Here is a 23,671-nt window from a genome sequence, read left to right on the forward strand (position 1 = left end):
CATATGCTGGACGTCGGAGCCATCCATGCGACCATCGAACGCTCGGCCCACACCGTGCTGGTGGTGGACGACAACCCGGTCACCCGCTACTCCACCGCACGCATCGTGCGCGCTGCGGGCTTCCAGACCGTGGAAGCCGAGAGCGGCGCCCAGGCCCTGCAGATGGCAAGCGAAGGCGTCTCGGCCGTGGTGCTGGACGTGCACCTGCCGGACATCGACGGTTTCGCCGTCTGCCGCGCGCTGCGCGCCCGCGAGGACACGGCCCAGTTGCCCGTGATGCACCTCTCGGCGGCCCACGTGCATGCCGAAGACCGCGTCACCGGCCTGAACGCAGGGGCGGACGCCTACCTCACCCATCCCGTGGAGCCGGCGGTGCTGGTGGGCACCCTGCAGGCACTCATCCGCGCGCGCACCGCGGAGGACAGCCTGCGGCGCAGCGACCGGCGCTTCCGCGCCATCTACAGCCAGGCCCTGAGCGGCATCGGGCTGCTGGAGCGCGACGGGCGCTTCACCGACGTCAACCCGGCGATGGCACGCCTGCTCGGGCGCACCCGCCAGGAAGTCCTCGGCCGCGCGATCAGCGACTTCGCCCCGCCCGGCTGGGTGGACTTCGTCAGGGACAAGACCGTGGACAGCGGCCAGTCGGCCACGTGGCAGGGGGAGTTCCCGCTCATGCGGCCCTCGGGCCAGTGGGTGTACCTGGAGTGGAGCATTTCCGCGCACGTGGAGCCCGGCCTGCGCATGGCCCTGGCCGCCGACATCTCCGAGCGTGTGGAGCTCGACAGCCGCCGCCAGGAAGTGCTGGAGCGCGAGCAGGCGGCCCGCGCCACGGCCGAACGCCTGAGCCGCACCAAGGACGATTTCATCGCCGTGCTCTCGCACGAGCTGCGCACGCCGCTGAACGCGATCGCCGGCTGGGTGCACATCCTCAAGCGGCGAGGCGGCACGCCGGAACTCATCAAGGGGCTGGACTCCATCCACCGCAACGTCAAGGCCCAGGCCCGCATCATTTCCGACATCCTCGACGTCTCTCGCATCAACAGCGGCAAGCTGCACCTGGAGCGCGAATGGACGCAACCCATCGAGGTGGTTCGCTCCGCGATCGATGCACTGCAGGCCTCCATCGCGGAGAAGCACCTGGAGATCGTTCTGAGCGCAGGCGAAGACACGGGGCCCGCATGGCTCGACCCGACGCGCTTCCAGCAGATCTTCTGGAACCTGCTGACCAACGCCATCAAGTTCTCGAACGACAGCGGGCGCATCGACGTGTCGATGTCCCGCGACGGCGATGCGCTCACGCTGACCGTGCAGGACTTCGGGCGCGGCATCTCGCCCGAATTCATCGAGCACCTCTTCGACCGGTTCACCCAGAGCGATTCACCGGACAACCGCCGCCATGGCGGATTGGGCCTCGGCCTGTCCATCGTCAAGCACCTGGCGGAACTGCACGGCGGCGGTGTCGAAGCCTACAGCGCCGGCCCGGGGGAAGGCACCACGATCACGGTCACCCTCACCGCGGCCTACGAAGGCGGCGCCGGCGCCAGCGTGCCCGACGTCCTGGCGTCCGACGAGCCGGTACCCGAGCCGGCCGAGGCCGACCGTCCGCTCAGGGGCCTCGACATCCTCACCGTCGAGGACCACCCGGACGCGAGCGAGATGCTGGCCGTCGTCCTCTCGGACGGAGGCGCACGCCCCCGCCAGGCGGTGGATTACGACTCCGCGGTGCAGGCGCTGCGCGAGCGCTGGCCCGATGTGGTCGTGAGCGACATCGGCCTGCCCGGGCGCGATGGCTACGAACTCGCGCGCGCGCTGCGCGGCATGCCCGTGCCGCAGGGACTCAGGCCGCCCATCGCGATCGCGCTCACCGCTTTTTCGCGCCCGCAGGACGCGAACAAGGCCCTGGAAGCGGGTTTCGACGCGCACCTGGGCAAGCCCCTCCAGCCCCATGCCCTGATGGCCACGATCGCGCGCCTGATGGCCGCCCGCCCGGCTTGAGGCCCCGACGTCCCCCGACGCCATGACCACCCCACCGCACCCGCCCGCCGAACGCCATGCCGACATCTTCATCGGCCAGAGCGAGATGGCACGCCGCATGCGCCAGCACGACTGGGAAGCGACGCCGCTCGGGCCGCCCGAACGCTGGCCCCAGGGGCTCAAGGCCGCGCTGCGCATCCTGCTGACCTCGCGCTTCGAAATGTGGGTGGGCTGGGGCCCGGACATCGCCTTTTTCTACAACGACGCCTACCGCCCCACCCTGGGCACGAAGCACCCCGACGCGCTCGGGCGCCCTACCGCGGAGATCTGGGCCGAGATCTGGGACGACGTGAAGGACCGCATGCACGCGGTGTACCAGCGTGGCGAGTCCACCTGGGATTCGTCCCTCCTGCTGCTCATCGACCGCGCCGGCACCGGCACGCTCGAGGAGACCTACCACACCTTCTCGTACAGTCCGCTGCTGGACGACGACGGGCGCGTCAACGGCCTCTTCTGCGCAGTATCCGAAGAGACGCGCCGGGTCATCAGCGAGCGACGCCTGGCCATACTGCACGAACTGGGCGCGGCGATGTCGCTGGGCGGCACCCGCCAGCAGGTCGTGGACGGCGCCTGCCTCACCCTGGCGAACGCGCAGAAGGACCTGCCCTTCTCGCTGATCTATCTCTACGATGCCCACGGCACGGCGCGGCTGGCCTGCAATGCCGGCGTGCCTTCGGGCCACCGGCTGGCACCGCGCGAAATGGCCCCCGGCGCGCCCTGGCCCTGGCGCCTGAACCGGCTCGCAGCCGGCGAGGCCGCGTTCGCCGTGCCCCTGGAACCGGCGGCCGACACGCCCACCGGCGCATGGCAGGTTCCGCCGCACACCGCCTTCGTGGTGGCCCTGCCGCCGCAGGGGGACACCCGGTCTGCGGGCTTCATCGTATGCGGCGCCAACCCGCTGCGCCCCGCGGACGACGCCGAGACCCGGTCGTTCGTGCAGTTGCTCGCCGGGCAGGTCGCGCCCGCCATCGCGCAGGCCGAGGCGCTGGAATCCCGCACGGCCGAGCGCGACCGCCTGCGCGAACTGTTCAGCAAGGCTCCGGGCTTCATGTGCGTGCTGCGCGGGCCCGACCACGTGTACGAGTTCGTCAACGACTCCTACCAGCAGCTCATCGGCCGCAGAGATCTCGAGGGCAAGTCCATCCGGGAAGCCCTGCCGGAACTGCAGGGCCAGGGCATCCACGAACTGCTCGACGAGGTGTACCGCACCGGCAGGCCCTACATCGGCAAGAACCTCAAGGTCATGCTGCAGCGCGAACCGGGCGGCCCCCTGACCGAGCACTACCTGAACTTCATCTACCAGCCCACGCTGGACGGCATGGGGGCGGTGAACGGCATCTTCGCCGAAGGCTACGACGTGACCGACCAGCGCATGGCCGAACAGGAGCTGCGCACCCTCAACAGCCACCTGGAAAGCCGGGTGGCCGAGCGCACCCGCGACCTGGAGGATGCCCTGGCACGCCTCACCGCCGAATCCCGCGAGCGCGAGGCCATCCAGGAGGCGCTGCGGCAGTCGCAGAAGATGGAAGCCGTGGGGCAGCTCACCGGCGGCCTCGCGCACGATTTCAACAACCTGCTGGCCACCATCAGCGGCAGTCTCGAACTGCTCAACCGGCGCGTGGCGCAGGGGCGCTTCGACGATCTCGCCCGCTATGTGACGGTCGGCCAGGGCGCAGCGCGCCGCGCCGCCTCGCTGACCCACCGCATGCTGGCGTTCTCGCGCCGGCAGACGCTCGACCCCAAGCCCACCGACGTGAACCGCCTGGTGCGCGGCATGGAGGAACTCATCCGCCGCACCATCGGCCCGGAGACGGAACTGGAGGTCGTGAACGCCGTGGGCCTGTGGACCACCCACGTGGACCCGCACCAGCTCGAAAGCGCGCTCCTGAACCTCTGCATCAATTCGCGCGACGCGATGCCCGGCGGCGGGCGGCTCACCATCGAGACCGCCAACGCCTGGATGGACGAGCGGGCCGGCCGCGAACGCGACCTGCCGCCGGGCCAATATGTGTCGCTGTGCGTCACCGATACCGGCACCGGCATGGCGCCCGAGGTGATGCGCCGCATCTTCGAACCCTTCTTCACCACCAAGCCGATCGGCATGGGCACCGGCCTGGGCCTGTCGATGGTGTATGGATTCGCGCGGCAATCGGGCGGGCAGGTGCGCGCGTATTCCGAACCGGGCATGGGCACGACGATGTGCATCTACCTGCCTCGCCACGAAGCACAGCCCGAGGACTCCGGCATCCCCACCCTGCAGCTGCCCGAGGCCGGAGAAGGATCGGGGGTCGTGCTGGTGGTGGACGACGAGCCGAGCGTGCGCGCCCTGGTGGTGGAAGTGCTGCACGAGATGGGCTACCAGACCATCGAGGCGCACGACGGCGCTTCCGCCCTGCAGGTGCTGCAGTCGCGCACCCACCTGGACCTGCTCATCACCGACGTCGGCCTGCCCGGCGGCATGAACGGACGCCAGCTGGCCGACGGCGGGCGCCTCACGCGGCCCGACCTGCAGATCCTCTTCATCACCGGCTACGCCGAGAACGCGGCCGTGGGCAATGGCCACCTGGAGCGCGGCATGCACGTGCTGACCAAGCCCTTCACGCTCGACGCGCTGGCCCACCGCGTGCGAACCCTCATCCGGCAACCGTCATGAGGCCTGCCGCAGCAGACTGCCTGGGCGCCCTGCGGGACGCCACGCGCACGCGGCATGAGCACCTCGACGCGAACCTGCCCATCGCACGCCCGGGCGCCGGGCTGGAGGAGTACGTCCACCATGCACGCGCCCTGGCGGCCTGGCTCCAGGTGCTGTCCCCGCTGCTGCGCCTGATCGACGACGGAGCATCCGCCTGGCGGCTGGACGATCCGGCGCGGCGGGAGGCCCTGCACGACGATCTGGCGGATGCCGCAGCCGCCCTGCCACCGTGCGCGGCCCCGCTCGCGCGCGCGGCCATCGACACGGCGCTCGCGGCGTGCCCCGGACGACAGGCGGCCGTGGCCTGGGGAATGGCCTACGTGGTGGAAGGGTCTCAGCTCGGAGGACAATGGCTCTACCGGCGACTGGCCCAGCCCCTGGCGCCCCACCCGCTGCGGTATCTGCAGGGCAGCGGCAGCCGCACGGCGGAGCGCTGGAAGGATTTCACTGCCCGCCTGGCCCGCAACGTGCAGACGCCGGCCGACATCGAAGCCGCCTGCGCCGGGGCGCGCGCGGCTTTCGATGCCTTGCAACGGCTGTACGATCCCCAGGAAACACCCGCATGACTGCTCCATTCCCTTCCCTTCGCGCCGGCCGCTCCGTGGCCGCCCCGGCGCGATGCGGCTCGATGGAGCCCTTCCCATGACCCTCCCGCTCCACACCGCGGCCCCCGCGGCAGCGACCCTCGACAATTGCGACCGCGAGCCGATCCACATTCCTGGAAGCATCCAGAACCATGGCGCGCTCGTCGCGTTCGATGGCGAAGGTGTCGTCCGCTATGCGAGCGCCAACGCGGAGGATCTCCTGGGCTGCCCCCTGGAGCCGGGCAGCGTGCTCGAAGGGCTGCAGCCCCGGGCCCCCTGCTCGGCCGTGGCCGACAAGGTGCGCGAAGGCCTGCTGGCGCTGCACGGCGAAGTCGAGGTGCCCATGCCCGCGGAGTTGCAGGTGGGCAGCCGGCAGTTCGACGTAGTGCTGCACATCAGCGACAAGCTGCTCGTGGCCGAATTCGAATCGCGCCGGCACAGCAGCGCCGAACTGGCCGTGTTCGCGGTGCAGGCGCACCGGGCCATGGAAAAGCTGCGCCGGCCCCGCGCCATCGACGACCTGCTGCAGCTCGCCACCGAAGAGCTGCGTGCGCTGACCGGCTTCGACCGCGTGATGGCCTACCGCTTCCGGCCCGACGGCAGCGGCGAGGTGGCCGCGGAGTCCTGCATTCCCACGCTGGATCCCTACCGGGGGCGGCGCTATCCGGCCAGCGACATCCCCGCCCAGGCCCGGCGCCTGTATGTCGTCAACACGCTGCGCCTCATCGCCGACGTGGGCGCGCCCGTGGTGCCGCTGCAGCAGCGCGAGGCCGCGCCCCTCGACCTGAGCGCCAGCATCCTGCGCAGCGTCTCGCCCATCCACATCGAATACCTCGCCAACATGGGCGTGGCCGCTTCGATGAGCGTGTCCATCGTCATCAACGGCCAGCTCTGGGGCCTGCTGGCATGCCACCACATGCAGCCGCGCCAGGTGCCCTACAGCGTGCGCATGGCCTGCGATGTGATCGCGCAGGTGCTGTCGTCCAACATTCAGAACTCCCTGCTGCGCGCCCAGACGGAACGCACGGAGGCCGCCGCTGCCGTGCGCTCGCGCCTCGTCGCGGACATCCTGCACTCCGACGACGAATACGCCGCGATGGCCCGCCACGCGGCCGAGCTCTGCACCACGCTCCACGCCGAAGCGGCCGTCGTGGCCACGGGCGCCAAGCTGCAGCTGTTCGGCGGCATCCACGAAGAGGCGGCCCAGGCCATCCTGGAATGGCTCGGCACCGGCCCGGAGGACGTCTCCCCGGACCGCCTGTTCCACACCCATTCCCTGCCCCGCCGCATGGCGGCCCTGGCCGACCGGGCGGCACCATGGTGCGGCCTGCTGGCGCTGCCCTTCGACCGCGAACGCGGGGGCTGGGCGCTTTTCCTGCGCCGCGAACAGATCGAAACCATCCACTGGGGCGGACGGCCGGAGAAGGAAGTCCGCCCCGGCCCGCTCGGCCCGCGGCTCACGCCCCGCGGCTCGTTCGAGCTGTGGAAGGAGACCGTCCGGGCCACGGCCGAGCCATGGGAAGGCGTGGAACTCGACATCGCCGGGCATGTGCTGGACGAACTGCAGCGCGCGCAGCATGCCCGGCATGCCGAACTCAACCGCGCCCGCACCCAGCTCATGGCGGTGCTCGGCCATGACCTGCGCGACCCCCTGCACTCCATCAGTATGGCCGCGCGCGTGCTGGAGAAGGACGGTGACGCCAGCGGGCGCACCGGCCGGCTGGGCCAGCGCATCCAGTCGTCCAGCAGCCGCATGCAGCGCCTCGTGAGCCAGGTCATGGACATGTCCCGGCTGCAGAGCGGCCTGGGGCTGGACCTGCAGATCGCCCGCTCCGACCTCTCCGCCCTGCTCGCGGACCTCGTCGACGAAGCCCACACGGCCCACCCCGACATCGAACTGCGCATCCAGCTGCCCCCGCGGCTGGAGGCCAGCGTGGATGCCGACCGGATCGCCCAGGTGGTCGTGAACCTCATGAGCAATGCGCGCCACCATGGCCGGCCCGGGCATCCGATCCATGTCGGCGCCGATCCGCTGCCCGAAGGGGGTGCCGCCATCTCCGTGCGGAACGTGGCCGCGCCCATCGACGATGCGGTTGCAAGCAACCTGTTCAGCCCGTTCAAGGCCTCCTCGGCCGGCAACGCCCGCAACCGCTCCGGCATGGGCCTGGGGCTCTACATTGCCTATGAGATCGTCAGGGGCCATGGCGGTACCATCGCCTATACCTACGATGACGGCCATGTGGTTTTCTCGGTACGGATTCCCCCGGCGGGCTCGGGCACAATCGCCGGTTCCTGAAAACGGCCGTTCCGGCTGAGGAACCGCGCCACTTCATGCACGCAGACATTCTCATCGTTGACGACAACCACGAAGCGGCCGAGCTGCTGAGTGACCTGCTGGAACTCAACGGCCACCGCGTGCGGGTGGCGCTCAACGGTGCGCAGGCGATCGCGCTGACGCAGGCGCAGCCCGCGTCCCTGCTGCTGGTGGACCAGCACCTGCCGGACATGCTCGGTGCGGAACTGGTGCCACGGCTGAAGGACATTGCCGCCGCCGCCGGGCTTCCCGCGTGCATCGCCATCGGGATCACCGGCCTGAGCGCAGCCGAGCGCGCAGCCCTGGGCGGTTTCGACCACGTGCTCGGCAAGCCGCTGGATTTCGACACCTTCGACGCACTCATCGAGCGCTCGCTCGCCAGCCTGCGCCAGCCCGGCGGCACCTGACGCCGCTTCCCGCAGGCTTTTCCGGCCCACCGCTCCGGCCGCCGGCGTCCGTCCGCACCCACGCCGGCATGCCACGCCCGTGCCCGCCCATCTGCACGTAGGTGGCCACTGACAGCGCGTCGTAGGAACTTCCTGCAACCTTTTGTTGCGGCGCAACAGAACATGGCGGGGAGCCCTCCTGCCATGACGCAATCCATCCTCCCAGCCCTGCCTGCGCGACGCCCCGACCGGCGCGCGCGGCCGTGCGTGGACGGCAGCGGTCCGGCAGCAGCATCCCCCGTTTCCGCGCCCTTCCACGTTTGATCCTTCGGGAGTCCCACCATGTCCAGCACCAAGAACGTTCTCGCCATCGTCATGGCCGGCGGCGAAGGCTCGCGCCTGCACCCGCTCACGGCAGAGCGCTGCAAGCCGGCCGTGCCCTTCAACGGCAAGCACCGCATCGTCGATTTCGTGCTCTCGAACCTCGTCAACTCCGAGATCTACTCGATCTACCTGCTGGTGCAGTACAAGTCGCAGTCACTGATCGAGCACATCCGCCAGTCCTGGACGATGACGCGCTTCATCCCCCAGCACTTCGTGACGGTGGTGCCGCCGCAGATGCGCAACGGCCCGGAGTGGTTCCAGGGCACGGCCGATTCGGTCTACCAGAACATCCACCTGATCGAGTCGTTCAAGCCGGACATCGTCGCCGTCTTCGGCGCGGACCATATCTACCGCATGGATGTGCGCCAGATGATCGACTTCCACGTGAAGAACGACGCCCACGTCAGCGTGGCCACGCTGCCGGTGAAACTGGCCGACTGCAACCAGTTCGGCATCGTCGAGACGGACGACAACCACCGCATCGTCGATTTCGTCGAAAAGCCGCAGACGCCGCCGCGCCCGATGCCGGGCAGCTCGACGCACGCCCTCGCCTCCATGGGCAACTACCTCTTCAATGCCGACATCCTGCTGGATGCCCTGCGCGAAGCACATGAAACCGGCCACAGCGATTTCGGCAAGCACATCCTGCCGGCCATGCTCAAGTCCCACCGCCTCATGGCCTACGACTTCGACACCAACACCATTCCCGGCACCGAGCCCTATGAAGAGCACGGCTACTGGCGCGACGTGGGCACCATCGATGCCTACTACCAGGCGCATTTCGACACGCTGGGCGCAACGCCCCGCTTTCGCATGACCAACCGCCACTGGCCCATCTACGCCAGCCCGGACCAGGCCGAGTCGGCCCAGATCGAGAACGGCGTCATCCACCGCTCCGTGGTGGGCTCGGGCAGCATCGTGGACGGCGCCTCCCTGGACAACGCCATGCTGCGCCGCTCCGTCGTCGTCGAGCGCGATGCCCGCCTGGAACACTGCATCGTCATGGAGCGCTCGCGCATCGGCCGCGGCGCGCAGGTGCGCCGTGCCATCATCGACCAGGACAACGACATCCCTGCGCACGAACGCATCGGCTTCGACCTGGAAGCGGACCGCAAGCGCTTCCACGTGACCGAGAGCGGCATCGTCGTCGTGCCCCGCCAGTTCTTCAAGCCGCAGGGCCTGCAATCCACCACCCCCAGCATCGGGCGGGCGCGCCCCTCCGTGGCGTCGGCATCCGAGGGATCCGGCCTGAAGGTGGCCGCATGAAGGCAGGCGACGCTGCTCCACACATGACCTCCCGCCGCCCACGCGCCACCCGGCATGTCGCCGAGGCGGGCCGGCCGTTGCCGCTCGGCGCCACGGCCGACCGCAACGGCGTGAACTTTGCCGTGCACGCGCCGGGCGCGGAACGCGTGGAGGTCTGCCTCTTCGCGGATGGCGAGAACGAGACGCAGCGCATCGCCCTGCCGGCCTTCACCGCCGGCACGTGGCATGGGCATGTCAAGGGACTCAAGCCGGGCCAGCGCTATGGCCTGCGCGTCCACGGGCCCTACGCTCCCGCGCAGGGGCAGCGCTTCAATCCCGCCAAGCTGCTCATCGATCCGTACGCCCGCGCGCTCGACCGACCCGTGCTCGGTGCCGACGACCAGTTCGGCTACGAACTCGGCCACGAGGACGAGGACCATGCCATCAGCGGCGTGGACAACGGCGCCACCGCCCCCAAGGCCATCGTGGTGCGCTCGCGCTTCGACTGGGGCGACGACGCCCCGCCCCGCGTCCCGCCCTCCAAGACCGTCTTCTACGAGATGCACGTCAAGGGCTTCACACAGACGCTGTCCGGCGTTCCGGAAGCCCTGCGCGGCACGTATGCCGGTCTGGGATCGGAAGCCGCCGTCGCCTACCTGAAAGACCTGGGCGTGACCAGCGTGGAACTGCTGCCCGTGCAGGCCTTCGTGGACGACAAGCGGCTCGTGGATGCGGGCCTGGCCAACTACTGGGGCTACAACACCATCGCCTTCCTCGCGCCCGAACCCCGCTACGCCGCCAGCCGCGGCGACGGCGGCACGGACGAATTCAAGGCCATGGTCAAGGCCCTGCATGCCGCCGGCATCGAGGTGATCCTGGACGTGGTGTACAACCACACGGCTGAAGGCAACCACCTGGGCCCCACGCTCAGCCTCAAGGGCATCGACAACGCCGCCTACTACCGCCTCTCGCCGGAGGATCCGCGCTTCTACGTGGACTACACCGGTACGGGCAACACGGTGGACACGAGCAGCCCCGCTGCCCTGCGCCTCGTCATGGACAGCCTGCGCTACTGGGTCACGGAGATGCACGTGGACGGCTTCCGCTTCGACCTGGCCTGCTCGCTGGGACGCGACGTTTCTGGCGCCTTCACCCACCGCGCGGCCTTCTTCGCGGCGGTGGCGCAGGATCCCGTGCTCTCGCGCGTCAAGCTCATCGCCGAGCCCTGGGACCTGGGCCCCGACGGCTACCAGGTGGGCGGTTTCCCCGACGGCTGGATGGAGTGGAACGGCCGCTACCGCGATGTGGTGCGTGACTACTGGCGCGGCACCGACGGCAGCCTGCCCGCGTTCGCCGCCTGCCTCTGCGGCAGCGCCGACATCCTGGAGGCCCGCCGCCGCCCCGCGACCGACAGCATCAACATCGTCACCGTGCACGACGGCTTCACCCTGGCCGACCTCGTCAGCTACAACGAAAAGCACAACGAGGCCAACCAGGAAGACAGCCGTGACGGCGAAAACCACAACCGCAGCTGGAACTGCGGCGCCGAAGGCCCGACCGAGGATCCCGCCATCCTCGCCCTGCGCGAGCGCCAGATGCGCAACTTCCTCGCCACGCTGTTCGTATCGCACGGCACGCCGCTGCTCCTGGGCGGCGACGAGCATGCCCGCACCCAGCAGGGCAACAACAACGGCTACTGCCAGGACGGCCCCCTGTCCTGGTACGACTGGGAGCACGCCGGCCGCAACGACGCCCAGCGCCGCTTCACCGCGGCCCTGATCGCCCTGCGCACCGAGTTGCCGGCCCTGCGCACCGCGGTCGCCGACGGCGGCCGGGCCGATTGCGTGGGCGTGCACTGGCACAGCGTCTGGGGCCTGCCCATGACGGCAGAGGAATGGGACGACCCGCAATCGCGCTGCGTCGCCGCCCTGATGGAGGCGGATGCCGGTGGCTGCGCGGCCCTCGTCCTCTTCAACGCGACCGGCGAAGACGCGACCTTCACCCTCCCGCAGGAGGAGCAGGCCCGCTCCTGGACCGTGCGCGTGGACACCCGCACCGCCGACGTGCCACCCGCCGATGCCGCGCCAGTGGCTTCCGGAGACCAATACGTGCTGCCGGGACATGCCATGGCGATTCTCACCGCACTGGGCGCTTCCGGCGATCCCACTCCATGAAGCACCAGCACGACATGCCGATCGGCGCCCGCCTCCTGCCTGAAGGCGGCGTCCACTTCACCCTCTGGGCACCCGCCGCTTCGCGGCTCACCCTCCACCACCGCATCGCCCCCGGCACGGAGCCCGCGCAGGTGGCGGCCCGCCGGGATGCGGACGGTTTCTGGCAGGCCACCGTGCGCGAAGCCGGCCCGGACACGCTCTACCAATGGCAGGCGGACGATGGCCCGCTGGTGCCCGATCCGGCATCGCGCAGCAATCCCGACGGTCCGCACGGCCCGAGCCGCGTGACCGACCCGGCCGCCTTCGACTGGAAGACCGAGGACTGGACAGGCCGGCCATGGAACGAAACCGTGCTCTATGAATTGCACGTGGGCACCTTCACGCCCGAGGGCACGTTCGCAGCCGCCATGGAGCGGCTGCCCTGGCTGGCGGAGCAGGGCTTCACCGCCGTCGAACTCATGCCCGTGGCCACCTTCGGCGGGCGCCACGGCTGGGGTTATGACGGCGTGCTGCCGTTCGCGCCGCACCCGGCCTACGGCACGCCGGACGACATGAAGCGCTTCATCGACCGGGCCCATGCGCTCGGCCTGATGGTGTTCCTGGATGTCGTGTACAACCACTTCGGCCCGGACGGCAATTACCTGGGCAGCTACGCCCCGGCCTTCTTCTCGGAAACCCACCACAGCCCCTGGGGCGCAGCCATCAATTTCGACGGCGAGGACAGCGGTCCGGTGCGCGAGTTCTTCATCCAGAATGCGCTCTACTGGGTGCGGGAATTCCGCATCGACGGCCTGCGCCTGGATGCCGTCCATGCCATCATGGACGATGGTTCCCCCCACGTGCTCGAAGACCTCGCGCAGCGCGTGCGGCAGGCCACGGCGGGCCGGCACGTCCACCTCGTCCTCGAGAACGAGAAGAACGAAAGCCAGCGCCTGGCCTCCCGGCCCGAACCCACGCGCTACGACGCGCAGTGGAACGACGACTTCCACCATGCCCTGCATGTCGCCCTCACCGGGGAGCGCCAGGGTTACTACGCCGACTACGCCCATGCGCCGCTCGACGGACTCGCGCACAGCTTCGCGGGTGGCTATGTCTTCGCGCCGTCGCACCGCGACGACGACGGCCGGCGCCTGGCACGGACACCGGCCGCGCCCCAGCCCCTGGCCACGATGGTGAACTTCTGCGGCAACCACGACCAGATCGGCAACCGCGCCTTCGGCGAGCGGCTCTCGCACCTCGTGCCGCAGCCCGCGGCCGAACTGGCGCTGTTGTCCGCGCTGCTCACGCCCGCCACGCCGCTGGTGTTCATGGGCGACGAATTCGGCGCCGAAACACCCTTCCTGTACTTCGCCGACTGGACGGGCGAGCTCCGCGAGGCGGTGCGCCAGGGGCGCCAGCGCGAATTCCGGCTCGAAGCCGGCTCCGGCAGGGAGCTGCCCGATCCCTGCGACGCCGCCACCCTCGAACGCAGCCGCCTCGAATGGCGGCAGGCCGAAGGCCCCGCAGGACAGGAGCGGCTCGCGCTGGTCCGCAATGCCCTCGCCGCGCGCCGGCAATGGATCGCTCCGCGCCTGTCCCGGCTGCGTTCCGGAACGCACACGGCGCGCCGCGTGGGACCGGCCGGGCTGCAGGTGGAATGGGACTATGACGATGGAGCACGCCTCGTGATGCAAATGAACCTGGGCACGGAAGCCGTGGTCGAGGGCCTCGGGCAGCCGGCCAGCGCGCCCGGCACGCCGGTCTTCCAGCACCGCTGGGAAGGCGGTGGCGCCTGGGCGCCGTGGTCCGCGCGGTGGATGCTGCAGGAGGTGCCGGCATGAACGGCCACCACCACGAGGGCCACGACGGCCTGCACGAACGCGCCCGCCGGGCAGGCATCGCGCTCCAGTACGCCAGTTTCTGGGGTGAACACCGCGACGTGCCGCCGGAGGTTCTCGAGCGCGCCCTGTCGGCCATGGGATCGCATACCGACGCCGGTGCGCTGCCGGCGCCCATCGTGGTGGAGGAAGGCCAGCCAGCCGAGATCGAATGGCATGCCGCCGCCTCCTGGCGGCTGGTCACCAGCGAAGTCGAAGCCGAGGAAACCGTCTGCGACGGCCAGGGCCCGGTCGCGCGGCTGCCGGCCACGCTGCGCGCGGGCTACTACCGCCTCGTCGGGCCCGGAACGCAGGAAGAGCGCTTCGTCATCGTCGCACCCGCGCGCTGCTGGTCACCCGAGCCGCTGCGCCACGGGGAACGCTGGTGGGGCCTGAGCGTCCAGCTGTACTCGCTGCGCTCGGACCGCAACTGGGGCATCGGCGACTTCTCCGATCTCTGCGACCTGGTGGCCACCGCCGCCGCCCAGGGCGCTGCCTTCGTCGGCCTGAGCCCCCTGCACGCCCTGCGCATGGACCGTCCGGACCTGGCCAGCCCCTACAGCCCGTCCAGCCGCCTCGCGCTGAACCCGCTGTTCATCGACGTGACCGCGATGCCGGAGTTCCTGCGCAGCAGCGCCGCGCAGTCGCTCCACGCCGACGGCGTGTTCCAGCAGCGGCTGCAGGCCCTGCGCGCCGCGGAAACGGTGCAGTATGCCGAGGTCGCCGCCGCCAAGGAGGAAATGCTCGCCCTGCTGTGGGACGAGTTCCGCCAGGGCGACTGGGAATCGTTGAGCCCGCGCGGCATCGCATTCCAGTCCTTCGTGAAGGAGCATGCCGCCACGCTGGCGCCCCATGCGCTGTTCGAAGCCATCCAGCGCCACCTCGTGCGCACATCGCCCGGCACCTGGGGCTGGCCCGCCTGGCCCGAGGAACTGCAGGATCCCCAGGGCCCGGCCGCGCAGGCCTTCGCCAAGGACCATGCGGAAGCCGTGGCCTACCACATGTGGCTGCAGTGGACCGCCCACCTGCAGCTCGGGCAGGCGGGCGAGCGCGCCCGCGCCCTCATGCCGCTCGGCCTGTACTGCGACCTGGCCGTCGGCGCGAGCGACGGCGGCTCGGAAACCTGGACCCTGCAGAAGCTGTATGCACGCGGCATGAACGTCGGGGCGCCGCCCGATCCGCTGAACACCCAGGGCCAGGACTGGGGCCTGCCGCCGCTCAACCCCGTCGCGCTGGCCGCGGCCCGCTTCATGCCCGTGCGCCGCCTGCTGCATGCCGTCATGCACCCCGCCGGGGCGCTGCGCATGGACCATGTGATGGCGCTCATGCGCCTTTTCTGGACCCACGGCGGCGCAGGCACCTACGTCGCCTATCCGCTGCAGCCGCTGCTCGCGGTCCTGGCCGTCGAAAGCCATCGCCACCAGTGCCTGGTGATCGGCGAAGACCTGGGCAACGTGGCGCCGCAGATGCGCGAGGCCATGGCGCAGCGCACCGTCCTGTCCTACCGCCCCCTGATCTTCGAACGCATGGATGGCGGCGCCTTCCGGCCGCCCGCACAGTGGCCGGCGCAGGCCCTGGCCGTGGTGAGCACGCACGACCTGCCCACGCTGCGCGGATACTGGTCTGGCGAAGACATCGAGGTGCAGAAGCGCCTGGGCTGGCTGCCGGATTCGGAAGCCCACGCGCGCAGCCTGATCGAGCGTGCGCAGGACCGTGTCCGGCTGCTGATGGCGCTGCAGGAAGAAGGCCTGCTGCCTCCCGGCGCCACGGTGGATGCCCAGTCCGTGCCCGAAGCCACGCAGGAGTTCACGGCCGCGGTGCATGCCTACCTCGCGCGCACCCCCTGCTGGCTCGCGGCGGTGCAGATCGAGGATGCGATCGCACAGCTCGAACAGGTCAACGTGCCCGGCTCCACCGAGGACATGCAGCCTAACTGGCGCCGGCGCCTCGCTGTGCCGCTGGACCGGCTGGCCACGCACCCCTGCTTCGCAGCCGTGGCCTCGGCCATGCGCGAGCACCGGGGACGCCCCGCCATGCAGGCTCCCATGGAGGAACTGCCCGCGCTCGACACCGCGGATGTACCGCTCTCGACCTACCGAGTGCAGTTCCACAAGGACAACACCTTCGCGGACATGACTGCCGCCGTGCCCTACCTGCACGCGCTGGGCATCAGCCATCTCTACAGCTCTCCCTACCTCAAGGCCGCCCCCGGCAGCACGCACGGCTACAACGTGGTCGATCCCACGCAGCTGAACCCGGAAATCGGCGACGAAACCAGCCATGCCGCGCTGTGCGATGCCCTGCGGGCGCACGGCCTCGGCCAGCTGCTGGACATCGTGCCCAACCACATGGGCGTGATCGACGCCCCCAACCCCTGGTGGGACGACGTCATGGAACACGGGCGGTCCGCCGCCCATGCGGGCTTTTTCGACATCGAGTGGGAACCCGCCACCGCGAGCCTGCAGGGTCGCGTGCTGCTGCCCATGCTCGGCGGCCAGTACGGCCATGTGCTGGAGGCCGGCGAACTGCGCCTGGATTTCGATGCACAGGGCGGCCGATTCCTCGTGTGCTACTGGGACCACCGGCTGCCGGTCGATCCACGGCACTACGCCCGCATCTTCGGGGCCGTGCCTGCACCGGTCCCCGGGGAAGCCGATGGCGACAGCGCGCTGCAGGCGCACTCCCTCATCGATGCCTTCGGCCGCCTGCCCGACCGCGATACCCACGATGAAGGCGAGCGCGCCATGCGCCTGCGCGATGCGCCCCTCCACCAGCGGCGCCTCGCGGAGCTGGCCGGCGCACATGCGTGGCTGCGGCAGTGGATTGCCGCCTGCCTGGCCCACTGGAACGGCCGCAAGGGAGAGGCCGGCAGCTTCGACGCGCTGGACGGCCTGCTGCGCGAGCAGCCCTACCGCCTGGCGGACTGGCGCGTGGCCGGCGACGACATCAACTACCGCCGGTTCTTCGACGTGAACTCCCTGGCCGCGCTGCGCATGGAGGAAACCTCCGTGTTCGAGGCCGCGCACGCCTGCATCTTCCGCTGGCTGGCGGAGGGCCGCATCACCGGCCTGCGCATCGACCACCCGGACGGCCTGGCCGATCCCGCACAGTACTTCGACCGCCTGCAGCGGCGCCATGCGGCCCTCGCCCGCGCCGCCGGACGCGAGCCCACGGCGCTCTACCTCGTGGTGGAAAAGATCCTGGCGGACCACGAACCCCTGCCGGCCGACTGGCCCGTGCACGGCGCCACGGGCTACCGTTTCAGCAGCCTGGTCAACGGCCTCTTCGTGGACTCCGCATCGCAGGCCGCCTTCGACGACGCCTATACCAGCTTCACCGGCGATACCAAGGATTTCGAGGAAGCGGTGTACGAGTGCAAGAAGCACATCATCGAGACCTCGCTCTACAGCGACCTGGGATGGCTGGCCGACACGCTCTACCGCATCGCGCAGGCGGACCGGCGCACCGTCGATTTCACGCGCAACCAGTTGCGCATCGCACTGACGGAAGTGGCGGCGGTCTTCCCCGTGTACCGCACCTACCTCGTGCCCGACGGCACGCCTCCCAGCGACACCGACCGGCGCCACGTCGCCTGGGCCATCGCAGCCGCGCGGCGGCGCATGGGCACCAGCGAGGGCGGCGTGCTGGCCTATCTCGAAAGCGTCCTGCTCGGCGACGACGGCGCGGCCCCGCCCCTGCGCGCGCGTTTCATCCGCCGCTGGCAGCAGTTCACGGCCCCGGTCATGGCCAAGTCCGTGGAAGACACTGTCTTCTACCGCTACGTGCGCCTGGTTTCCCTGAACGACGTCGGCTCCGAGCCGCGGCGCTTCGGCCTCACCTGCGCGGCCTTCCACCAGGCCAACCTGCAGCGTGCCCGCCATCGCCCGCACAACCTGCTCGCCACATCCACGCACGACAGCAAGCGTTCCGAAGACCTCCGGGCCCGGCTCAACGTGCTCTCGGAAATCCCCGCGCTGTGGGAAGACACCGCCCTGCAGATGCGCGAGCTGGGCGAGCGCTTCACCACCGAGGTGGACGGCGTCCAGGCCCCGCGGCCGCACGACCTCTGGGCCCTCTACCAGGCGCTGGTCGGCATCTGGCCCACCCACGCCACCGAGCCGCAGGAGCGCCAGGAACTGCGCGAACGCATCCAGCAGTACATGGTCAAGGCCATGCGCGAGGCCAAGCAGCAGACCAACTGGCTGTTCCCGGACGAGGCCTATGAAGGTGCAGTGGCGCGCTACATCGACGGCGCGCTCTCGACCGAACGCTTCGTGCGCGAGCTGGAGAGGTTCGTGCAGTCCATCGCGCCCTATGGCTTCCGCAACAGCCTCTGCCAGCTCGCGCTCAAGCTGACAGTGCCCGGCGTGCCGGACATCTACCAGGGCTGCGAGCAGTGGAACTTCAGCCTCGTGGACCCGGACAACCGCCGCCCCGTGGATTTCGGCGCCATGGCACAGGCACTGCAGCAGGTACAGGCGCTCTACGGCCAGGGCGCCTATCCGTCGCCTGCGGACTGGGAGCGCCTCATGGCCCCGGTGCCGGGCCCCGATGCCAAGCAGCTGGTCACCTGGCGCCTGCTGCAGTTGCGGCAGGCCCTGCCCGACCTGTTCCGCCAGTCCACCTACCTGCCGCTCACGCTGGAAGGGCATGGTGCCGAGCACGCGTTCGCCTTCGCGCGCATCCGGGACGGCCGGGCCATCGTGGTGGTCTGCGCGCGCCTGCTCTACGGCCTGGCGGCTGCGGGGTGGCGCGGCACCCGGATCTCGGTCGCCTCCGTGCACCCCTTGCTGGCCAAGGCAGAGGGCTGGCAGGAATGGATGACGGGCCGGCGCATCGGCCCGGACACCGGCAAAGGATGGAGCGTGGAGGAAATCCTCGGGGAAGTGCTTCCGGACCGTCCCGGCCTGCCGTTCGCGGTGCTCGTGGGCGGAGAATCCGGCGCATGAAGATTCTCTTCGCCACATCGGAATGCGCCCCGCTGGTCAAGACCGGCGGCCTGGGCGACGTCAGCGCCGCACTGCCCCCCGCCATCGCGGCCCTCGGCCATGAGGTGGTGCTGCTCATGCCAGCCTACGCGGACATGCCGCTGCAGGGGCAGATCACGGGCTGGCATTCGCTGCCCGCCGAAGGCCCGTGGCCCGCCGCTCAGCTGCTGCGCGTGGACCGCGGCAGAAACGAGGTACCCCTGCTGCTGCTCTCGTGCCCGCAGCTCTACGCACGCCCGGGATCGCCCTATGCCGGCGCGCAGGGGGAACATCCGGACAACGCCCTGCGCTTCGGCCTGCTCGCCCACGTCGCCGCGCGCATCGGCACCCCGCAATCGCCCTGCGGCTGGACCGCGGACATCGTCCACGCCAACGACTGGCCCACCGCACTGGCGCCGCTCTACCTGCGGCAGTTCCGCGACGCGGCCGGCCCCCGGGGGGATACCGTGGCGCGCAGCATGGTCACGGTGCACAACCTGGCTTTCCAGGGCGTGTTCCCCATGGACTGGGCGCAGCGCCTCGGCATCGAGGACAGGCACCTGGGGATCGAGGGCGCCGAATTCTGGGGCCAGCTCTCCATGCTCAAGGCCGGCCTGCAGTACGCGGACGCCATCACCACGGTCAGCCCCACCTACGCACGCGAGATCCAGACGTCCGAACTCGGCTTCGGCCTGGACGGCGTGCTCCGCGCCCGTGCGGACCGGCTGCAGGGCATCCTCAACGGCATCGACACTGCGCTGTGGAATCCGTCGCAGGATCCGCAGATCCCGGCGCACTTCTCCGCCGACCGCCTCGAGGGCAAGGCTGCCTGCAAGGCCGCACTGCGCCGCAGGCTGGGACTCGCGCAGGACGATGACCGCATGCTGTTCGGCCTGGTCGGCCGGATGACCGAACAAAAAGGCATCGACTGGGTGATCGGCGGCGCCGAACGCCTGTTGCGCCAGGGCGGGCAGCTCGCCATCCTGGGCAGCGGCGACCCGGCACTGGAAAGCGCCCTGCGCGCACTGGCGAAGCGCCATCCCCGCCACATGCACGTCACCGTGGGCTTCGACGAAAGCCTCGCCCACGCCATCGAGGCAGGCAGCGACAGCTTCCTCATGCCGTCCCGCTTCGAACCCTGCGGCCTGAACCAGATGTACAGCCAGGCCTACGGCACACCACCCGTGGTCACGCCCACCGGCGGCCTCGCCGATTCGGTCGTGGATGCCGACGACCCGGCGGGCAACGGCACGGGCTTCATCCTGCGCGGGTCCAGCCAGGCCGCGTTCGACCAGGCCGTCGGACGCGCCCTGCACCTCTGGAAAACCGCCCCCGACGCCTGGCGCCACCTGCAGCGCAACGGCATGCAACGCGATTTCGGATGGACCGCCTCGGCCCGGACGTACCTCCAGGCCTATGGCGCCGCACGTAACCGTGCGGAAACCCGCCCGCAAACGGCCTCAGCCTTGTCCTACAGGGAGCCCCGGCCCGCGGCGGAATACTGATGCCACGCCGGCAAACACCGGCGCTCCCCGCGTTCTCTAGGAGCCCGACATGATCCGCAAACCCTGGCCTTTCCTGTCGTCGTATCAGGAGCGTGACGACATCGGCGACACCGTGGCGCCGGCATCGGCCGAGCCTGCCGACACGTCGTCCACCCTCCCGGCGGCTTACGCCGATGCAAGGTCCCGCATCCGGCCCGCACATGCCGCCATGATGGGCAGCCCTGTTTCCCAAAGCAGCCCGTCGCAGGCGTCTGCCTGAGCAGGCTGAAGCCCCGCCGTTCCGGCGATTCCGGCGGGGCTCCAAGCCTGCCGTTCCGGGCAAGCGCCAGGCTCCGCCACCCGTCGCAAGGCGGGACAGTTCATCCCCTGCCCACGAAGGGCATCTTGGTGGCCATCACCGTGTGGAACAGGACATTGGCCTCCAGCGGCAGCTCCGCCATGTAGAGCACCGACTTGGCGACGATGCCCACGTCCATCAGCGGCTCGGCCGCGACCTGGCCGTTGGCCTGGGGCACGCCCTGCGTCATGCGCTGCGCCAGTTCCGTGCCCGCATTGCCCACGTCGATCTGCCCCACCGCAATGTCGTACTTGCGCCCATCCAGCGAGGCGGTCTTGGTCAGCCCCATCACCGCGTGCTTGGTGGCCGTGTAGGCAATGGAGTTCGGCCTCGGGGCATGCGCCGAGATAGAACCGTTGTTGATGATCCGGCCGCCACGCGGGCTCTGCGACTTCATCACGCGGAAGGCCTCGCGCAGGCAATAGAACATCCCGTTCAGGTTGATGTCCACCACGCGCTTCCATTCATCGATCGGCAGCTCTTCCAGCGGCACGGCAGGCGCGCCCACCCCGGCGTTGTTGAACAGCAGGTCCACGCGGCCGAACCGCTCCACGGCCTGCGCGAACAGCTGCTCCACGGCCTGCGGGTCCGCCACGTCCGTCGGCACGGCCAACGCGCGATCGGGCGCACCGCCCTCTTCCACCACGGCTTGCAGCAGCGCTTCGCGGCGCCCGGCCAGTACCACCGACCAGCCGGCGCCCAGCAGGGCCAGCGCCGCCGCCTTGCCGATGCCCGAGCCGGCCCCCGTCACCACCGCGATGCGCGGCGTTCCGTTCGAAACCTTCATTGTCCTCGTCCTCTTGCTGGATGCAGGTCACCCCAGGGTGGGGCCGGGACGCTCCTGCCATCCCGGCGCCCCGCCAGGGCTCAGCGGCGCGACTTGCCCCGCTTGGCCGCCCCGGAACGCCGTCCGGAGCCCTTGGCCGCCGCCTTGCGCGGTGCCGCCGGGGCGTCCTGCGAACGGGCGGGCCTGGAATCGCCCTTGCGGGCCTTGTTGCGGCTGCGCTCCGCCCCCGCTCCATCGGCGGATGCCGGAAGCATCGGCTCCGCCGGCTCGCGACCTCCGCGGCCACGGGAAGCGCGCGCGGGCGCCGGCGACTCCTCGCCCTCGCGCACCAGCCGGAAGTCGATGCGGCGCCCATCCAGGTCCACGCGGCTGACCTGCACGCGCACCCGCGTGCCGATGGCATAGCGGATGCCCGTGCGCTCGCCGCGCAGCTCCTGGCGCGCCTCGTCGAACTTGAAATACTCGCCGCCCAGCTCCGTGATGTGCACCAGCCCCTCGACGTACATCGCGTCCAGCGTCACGAAGATGCCGAAGCTGGTCGCGGCGGTGACCAGGCCGCTGAACTCCTCGCCCAGGTGCTCGCGCATGTACTTGCACTTCAGCCACGCCTCGACATCGCGGCTGGCCTCGTCGGCGCGGCGCTCGTTGGCACTGCAGTGCAGGCCGGCGGCCTCCCAGGCCTGCACCTCGCGGACCGCGGCGGCGGACAGCGGCTTGCGCGGCTGCTGCGTCGGCGCCGGCACACGCGCGGCAAGGCGCTTGGCCAGCTTGGCATGGGCTTCCCCCGGCACCGGCAGTGCCGGCAGCCGGTACTTGGTCTGGCCCAGGATGGCCTTGATCACGCGGTGCACCAGCAGGTCCGGATACCGGCGGATGGGACTGGTGAAGTGCGTGTAGGCCTCGTACGCCAGCCCGAAATGGCCGCTGTTCACGGGCGTGTAGATGGCCTGCTGCATGGACCGCAGCAACATCGAGTGGATCTGCTGCGCATCCGGGCGGTCCTTCGTGGCCTCCGCGATGGCCTGGAAGTCTCCGGGCTTCGGATCGTCGCCGATCGTCATGCCCACGCCCATCGCCTTCAGGTAGCCGCGCAGGATCTCCTGCTTCTCCGGCGTGGGCCCCTCGTGCACGCGGTAGAGCCCCGGCTGCCCGCCCTGCGCGATGAAGTCCGCGCTGCACACGTTGGCCGCGAGCATGGCCTCCTCGATCAGGCGGTGGGCGTCGTTGCGCGTGCGCGGCACGATCTTCTCGATGCGGCCGTTGTCGTCGCAGACGATCTGCGTCTCGGTGGTCTCGAAATCCACGGCCCCGCGCGCGTGCCGCGACGACAGCAGCGCGCGGTACACGTCGTGCAGGTTCAGCAGGTCCTGCACGCGCGCGCGGCGCTTCGTCGCCTCCGGTCCCCGCGTGTTCGCGAGGATCGCGGCCACTTCCGTATAGGTGAAGCGCGCATGGCTGAACATCACGGCCGGATAGAACTGGTAGGCATGCACCTCGCCCTTGGCAGTGACCAGCATGTCGCACACCATGCACAGGCGCTCCACCTCCGGATTGAGCGAGCACAGCCCGTTGGACAGCTTCTCGGGCAGCATCGGGATGACGCGGCGCGGGAAATAGACGCTGGTGGCCCGGTCATAGGCGTCCACGTCGATGGGGCTACCCGTCTCCACATAGTGGCTCACGTCGGCGATCGCGACCAGCAGGCGCCAGCCCTTGGTGCGCCCGACGCGCGCCGGCTCGCAATACACGGCATCGTCGAAGTCGCGGGCATCTTCGCCGTCGATGGTCACCAGGGGCACGTCGGTCAGGTCGATGCGGTGGCGCTTGTCCTGCGCGCGCACCTTGTCGGGCAGGCCCTTGGCCTGCGCCAGCGCCTCCTGCGAGAACTCGTGCGGAACGCCGTACTTGCGCACGGCGATCTCGATCTCCATGCCGGGGTCGTCCACCTCGCCCAGCACTTCCGTGACGCGGCCCACGGGCTGCCCGAACAGCGCGGGCGGCTCCGTCAACTCCACCACCACGACCTGCCCGGTCTTGGCCGAGCCGGTCGCACCCTTGGGGATCAGCACATCCTGGCCGTAGCGCTTGTCTTCCGGCGCCACCAGCCATACGCCGCTTTCCTGCAGCAGGCGACCGATGATCGGGTGCTGGGGGCGCTCGATGATCTCGACGATGCGCCCCTCGGGCCGGCCGCGCCGGTCGTGGCGCGCGATGCGCACGCGCACGCGGTCCTTGTGGAGCACCGCCCGCATCTCGTTGGCGGGAATGTAGATGTCGGCTTCGCCGTCGTCGCGCTGCACGAATCCATGGCCGTCGCGGTGGCCCTGCACGCTGCCTTCGATTTCGTCATCGGAGTGAGCGATGTTTGCAACGGCTTTCGTTTTTTTGATATACAATCTGAGTCTT

General features: G+C 70.0%; 13 protein-coding genes. 11 read left to right on the forward strand and 2 right to left on the reverse strand.

Annotated elements, in window-relative coordinates:
* Positions 1–3: 3 nt before the first annotated feature.
* The 11 genes from T336_RS0100425 to T336_RS25810 all read left to right on the forward strand — a co-directional run bounded on the left by T336_RS0100425 (position 4) and on the right by T336_RS25810 (position 20,400).
* Positions 4–1,995, forward strand: a complete 1,992-nt coding sequence (locus tag T336_RS0100425) for a hybrid sensor histidine kinase/response regulator (protein WP_026431092.1) — start codon at positions 4–6, stop codon at positions 1,993–1,995.
* A gap of 22 nt (positions 1,996–2,017) precedes the next feature.
* Positions 2,018–4,687, forward strand: a complete 2,670-nt coding sequence (locus tag T336_RS0100430; protein WP_026431093.1) for an ATP-binding protein — start codon at positions 2,018–2,020, stop codon at positions 4,685–4,687.
* Positions 4,684–5,292: a biliverdin-producing heme oxygenase gene (locus tag T336_RS0100435; RefSeq protein WP_019701092.1), complete on the forward strand. Its 609-nt coding sequence runs from the start codon at positions 4,684–4,686 to the stop codon at positions 5,290–5,292. The genes T336_RS0100430 and T336_RS0100435 overlap by 4 nt, the downstream gene beginning before the upstream one ends.
* A gap of 76 nt (positions 5,293–5,368) precedes the next feature.
* On the forward strand, positions 5,369–7,606 hold the full coding sequence (locus T336_RS0100440) for a GAF domain-containing protein (RefSeq protein WP_026431094.1): 2,238 nt from the start codon (positions 5,369–5,371) through the stop codon (positions 7,604–7,606).
* Between the two features lie 35 nt (positions 7,607–7,641).
* Positions 7,642–8,031 carry a response regulator gene (locus T336_RS0100445; protein WP_026431095.1) on the forward strand — a complete coding sequence of 130 codons (390 nt, stop codon included), beginning with the start codon at positions 7,642–7,644 and terminating at the stop codon, positions 8,029–8,031.
* Positions 8,032–8,352: 321 nt separating this feature from the next.
* Positions 8,353–9,660 carry a glucose-1-phosphate adenylyltransferase gene (locus tag T336_RS0100450; RefSeq protein WP_026431096.1) on the forward strand — a complete coding sequence of 436 codons (1,308 nt, stop codon included), beginning with the start codon at positions 8,353–8,355 and terminating at the stop codon, positions 9,658–9,660.
* 23 nt (positions 9,661–9,683) lie between these two features.
* Complete coding sequence (gene glgX, locus T336_RS0100455; protein ID WP_244883841.1) at positions 9,684–11,813, forward strand: glycogen debranching protein GlgX; 2,130 nt, start codon at positions 9,684–9,686, stop codon at positions 11,811–11,813.
* Positions 11,810–13,633, forward strand: coding sequence for a malto-oligosyltrehalose trehalohydrolase (treZ, locus tag T336_RS0100460; protein ID WP_026431098.1), 1,824 nt, complete (start codon positions 11,810–11,812; stop codon positions 13,631–13,633). The genes glgX and treZ overlap by 4 nt, the downstream gene beginning before the upstream one ends.
* Positions 13,630–18,618: a malto-oligosyltrehalose synthase gene (locus T336_RS0100465; protein WP_026431099.1), complete on the forward strand. Its 4,989-nt coding sequence runs from the start codon at positions 13,630–13,632 to the stop codon at positions 18,616–18,618. Before treZ ends, T336_RS0100465 begins: the two co-directional genes overlap by 4 nt.
* Positions 18,615–20,141 carry a glycogen synthase GlgA gene (glgA, locus tag T336_RS0100470; RefSeq protein WP_026431100.1) on the forward strand — a complete coding sequence of 509 codons (1,527 nt, stop codon included), beginning with the start codon at positions 18,615–18,617 and terminating at the stop codon, positions 20,139–20,141. The genes T336_RS0100465 and glgA overlap by 4 nt, the downstream gene beginning before the upstream one ends.
* A gap of 49 nt (positions 20,142–20,190) precedes the next feature.
* Positions 20,191–20,400: a hypothetical protein gene (locus tag T336_RS25810; protein ID WP_084151337.1), complete on the forward strand. Its 210-nt coding sequence runs from the start codon at positions 20,191–20,193 to the stop codon at positions 20,398–20,400.
* A gap of 100 nt (positions 20,401–20,500) precedes the next feature.
* Here T336_RS25810 and T336_RS0100475 read toward each other — a convergent pair whose 3' ends face one another.
* Positions 20,501–21,265, reverse strand: coding sequence for an SDR family oxidoreductase (locus tag T336_RS0100475; protein WP_026431101.1), 765 nt, complete (start codon positions 21,263–21,265; stop codon positions 20,501–20,503).
* Positions 21,266–21,345: 80 nt separating this feature from the next.
* A complete protein-coding gene (gene rnr / locus T336_RS0100480) occupies positions 21,346–23,661 on the reverse strand; it encodes a ribonuclease R (protein ID WP_026431102.1) in 2,316 nt (771 codons plus the stop codon).
* Positions 23,662–23,671: the final 10 nt, after the last annotated feature.

This window comes from Paracidovorax oryzae ATCC 19882 (genome assembly GCF_000687165.1).
Classification (GTDB): Bacteria; Pseudomonadota; Gammaproteobacteria; order Burkholderiales; family Burkholderiaceae_C; genus Paracidovorax; species Paracidovorax oryzae.

Coding starts and splice junctions, on each gene's coding strand:
- T336_RS0100425 (WP_026431092.1), top strand. CDS start 4: ATGCTGGACGTCGGAGCCATCCATGCGACCATCGAACGCTCGGCCCAC.
- T336_RS0100430 (WP_026431093.1), top strand. CDS start 2,018: ATGACCACCCCACCGCACCCGCCCGCCGAACGCCATGCCGACATCTTC.
- T336_RS0100435 (WP_019701092.1), top strand. CDS start 4,684: ATGAGGCCTGCCGCAGCAGACTGCCTGGGCGCCCTGCGGGACGCCACG.
- T336_RS0100440 (WP_026431094.1), top strand. CDS start 5,369: ATGACCCTCCCGCTCCACACCGCGGCCCCCGCGGCAGCGACCCTCGAC.
- T336_RS0100445 (WP_026431095.1), top strand. CDS start 7,642: ATGCACGCAGACATTCTCATCGTTGACGACAACCACGAAGCGGCCGAG.
- T336_RS0100450 (WP_026431096.1), top strand. CDS start 8,353: ATGTCCAGCACCAAGAACGTTCTCGCCATCGTCATGGCCGGCGGCGAA.
- glgX (WP_244883841.1), top strand. CDS start 9,684: ATGACCTCCCGCCGCCCACGCGCCACCCGGCATGTCGCCGAGGCGGGC.
- treZ (WP_026431098.1), top strand. CDS start 11,810: ATGAAGCACCAGCACGACATGCCGATCGGCGCCCGCCTCCTGCCTGAA.
- T336_RS0100465 (WP_026431099.1), top strand. CDS start 13,630: ATGAACGGCCACCACCACGAGGGCCACGACGGCCTGCACGAACGCGCC.
- glgA (WP_026431100.1), top strand. CDS start 18,615: ATGAAGATTCTCTTCGCCACATCGGAATGCGCCCCGCTGGTCAAGACC.
- T336_RS25810 (WP_084151337.1), top strand. CDS start 20,191: ATGATCCGCAAACCCTGGCCTTTCCTGTCGTCGTATCAGGAGCGTGAC.
- T336_RS0100475 (WP_026431101.1), bottom strand. CDS start 21,265: ATGAAGGTTTCGAACGGAACGCCGCGCATCGCGGTGGTGACGGGGGCC.